This window comes from Cypionkella sp., from assembly GCF_034376685.1.
Classification (GTDB): Bacteria; Pseudomonadota; Alphaproteobacteria; order Rhodobacterales; family Rhodobacteraceae; genus Cypionkella.
Map to the genome: position 1 here is coordinate 1 of NZ_JAXMJJ010000041.1, position 2,687 is coordinate 2,687.

3 protein-coding genes are annotated in these 2,687 nt (G+C 58.4%); all 3 read right to left on the reverse strand.

What is annotated here, in order from left to right; genetic code table 11:
* On the reverse strand, positions 1-1,054 hold a 1,054-nt coding region (locus U1A24_RS09360), incomplete at its 3' end, for a CpaF family protein (RefSeq protein WP_322321712.1).
* A 21-nt stretch (positions 1,055-1,075) separates the two neighbouring features.
* Positions 1,076-2,347 (reverse strand): AAA family ATPase, encoded by a 1,272-nt coding sequence (locus tag U1A24_RS09365; protein ID WP_305250293.1) that lies wholly within the window; start codon positions 2,345-2,347, stop codon positions 1,076-1,078.
* A 150-nt stretch (positions 2,348-2,497) separates the two neighbouring features.
* The coding region (locus U1A24_RS09370) for a hypothetical protein (protein ID WP_322321713.1) at positions 2,498-2,687 on the reverse strand (190 nt) is incomplete at its 5' end.

Consider the following 2,687-nt stretch of genomic DNA (forward strand, 5'->3'; position numbering starts at 1 on the left):
CGATCACGTCCTCGCCGCGGGTTTCCCCCACGATGATCCGGTCCGGTCGCATCCGCAGCGCGTTGCGCAAGCAGTCACGCTGGGTGACCGCACCTTTGCCTTCAACGTTTGGCGGGCGGCTTTCCATCCGGCCCACATGCACCTGTTGCAGCTGCAATTCGGCGGTGTCTTCGATGGTCAGCACCCGCTCGGCATTGTCGATGAACGACGACAGCGCGTTCAACGTCGTGGTCTTCCCCGATCCGGTGCCGCCCGACACGATGATGTTAAGCCGGGTGGACACGGCGGCTTGCAGATAGGCCGCCATTTCTTCGGTAAAGGCACCGAACCGCACCAGATCGGGGATGCCCAGCTTATCCTTCTTGAACTTACGGATCGACACCAGCGATCCGTCCACCGCCACCGGCGGCACCATACAGTTGAAGCGCGAGCCATCGGCAAGGCGCGCGTCGCAATAGGGGTTCGATTCATCGACGCGACGGCCCACGGCGGATACAATCTTGTCGATGATCCGCAGAAGGTGGCGTTCATCCTTGAAGGTGATGTCGGTCAGCGTCAGCTTGCCCGCGCGTTCAACAAAGATTCGCTTGGGGCCGTTCACCAGAATATCGTTGACGGTTTCATCTTTCAGCAGTGTTTCCAGCGGACCAAGGCCCATGACTTCGTCATACAATTCCTGATGCAGGATCTGGCGGTCTTGTGCGTTTAGCGCGACGTTCATCTCCTCCAGCGCTTCGGCGGTGATAGAGGCGATTTCCTGTTTCAGGTTCGCCTCGGACGCCTTTTCCAGCGCTGAAAGGTTCAGGTTATCAAGCAAGCGCTTGTGCAGCTCGACCTTGAGCTCCATCAGCTTGTCTTTGCGCTTTTTTTCCTTGTCCGATGCCAGGGCCTCGGCAGGCGTTTTGGGCGGCGGAGGGGTGGGGCCGGGGCGCGCAATAACGGCGACCGGCTTTGGCACCGAGGCGGCAACCGGGGCCACCGGGCCCGTTGAGGTGACAGGTTTCAGCCCGGTTGGTGCTGGGCCTGCATCTGGTTTTTTGAATCGCGAAAACATCGTATAGCCCCCTTGGCCCGATTACGCTTTGCCCGCCTCGACGCCCTTATTCAGGTCGTGCAGCGATTTGGCGAGTTTTTGAATTTCCTTGCGCAGCGGATTCTTTGCGCTGGTTTCTGCAAGCGGCAGGCCGTGGTCGTTGGCCTGTGTCACCTGCGCGCTGCCGTCTGGCAGTTGCACTTCGATCACGATGTCGAGGCTTTCAGCCATGCGCTTGACGCGGCTTTTGCCAGAGAGGTCGGTAAATTTTGGCGCGCGGTTCAGCACATAGCGCAGTTTTTCATGCGGCAGGGCTTCGGCTTTCAACGCACGAACCAGACGCAGGATGTTCTGAGCCGAGCGCAGATCAAGTTCCATTAGCGCGAAATAGACATGCGCGCGGGTGAGAACCGATTCGGTCCAGGCCACGATGGTTTTGGGCATGTCGATGATGACATAATCGAAATTTGCCGCCGCCATATCAATGATCCGGCCAATTTCGTCGGGCCCAAGGATATCGAGCGGCAGCATGTCGGCGGGCGCGGTAAAGACGTGCAGCCGGTCGTTGAATGTAAGCATCGACTGCAAGAAAGTGTCACTGTCGATATTGGCGGTATCAGACAATACCTCGAACACGATTTCCTTGCGCGGCAGGTCCAGATAGGTGGCCGCCGAGCCATATTGGAAATCCAGATCCAACAGACAGACGCGAGGCGCGTCGGTTTTTGAAAGCGTCGCCAGTTCCCAAGCCAAGTTCACGGCAAAAGTCGAAGACCCAGACCCGCCGGCAAGCCCGTGGACCGGTAGAACAACGCCTTCGCGATCCCCTTTGGCCTTGAATTTTGGTGTGGCGACGGCTTCGACCTCGTCTTCGGGGGGGGCGGCAATCGGCGCAGGGGGAGGGGCCGGCTGGCGAAGCCGTTCAATCGCTTCGTCCAATGCGCCGTCTGGCAGCGGATAGGGCACAAAATCATCGGCCCCAAGCCGCAGCAGCTGGTGCAATGCAATCGGGCTGAGTTGATCGGCGATCAGCACCACCTTGATCTCTCGCGCCTTGGCGGTGCGGATGATTTCAGAAATCCGCGTCAGGTCCGCTTCGTCCTCGGCATCGACTGCGATGGCGACGAATTCGAGCGTGGCGGCTTCCGGCTGGCCCATGAACACCAAGGCATCATCAAACGAAAGATCGCCCCAGCTTTCGCCAAGTGCGTTTTCCATGTCGTCGATCAGCAGCTCAAAGTTCTGCACATCCCGCGAAATCGTGCAGGCTACGATCGGCGCCGGATCGGGTTGAAGGGTTGCCACGCTCGTCATCTCGCCTCTTGTCCTTCCAGAAGACGGGCCATGACGCAGGGTGCCGACAGACGACAGCACCATAAAAAACTGCATCGGACCCGTGCGGGACATACCCGCGACTGTTTCCATTGAGGATAGAAATGATGGGGAATGGTGGCAGGATTGGGGCTAAAAGATCGTGATTCTTTGATATTTGGCGAACCTGTCAACACTCATGGCGGTTGCCGGATGTTTTATGCAAAAGGGGGCAGAAATCCTGCCCCCTTTTGAAAACAATCTTCCGCAGGCAAGCTGCGGCAGCAAACGGTCTGTCAGTCGGCCGGATTGACCGATGTGGTGATGACTGTGTTTGCAGGAT

Excerpts from the sequence above, each read along its gene's own strand:
- U1A24_RS09365 (WP_305250293.1), bottom strand. The coding sequence starts at position 2,347 with ATGACGAGCGTGGCAACCCTTCAACCCGATCCGGCGCCGATCGTAGCC.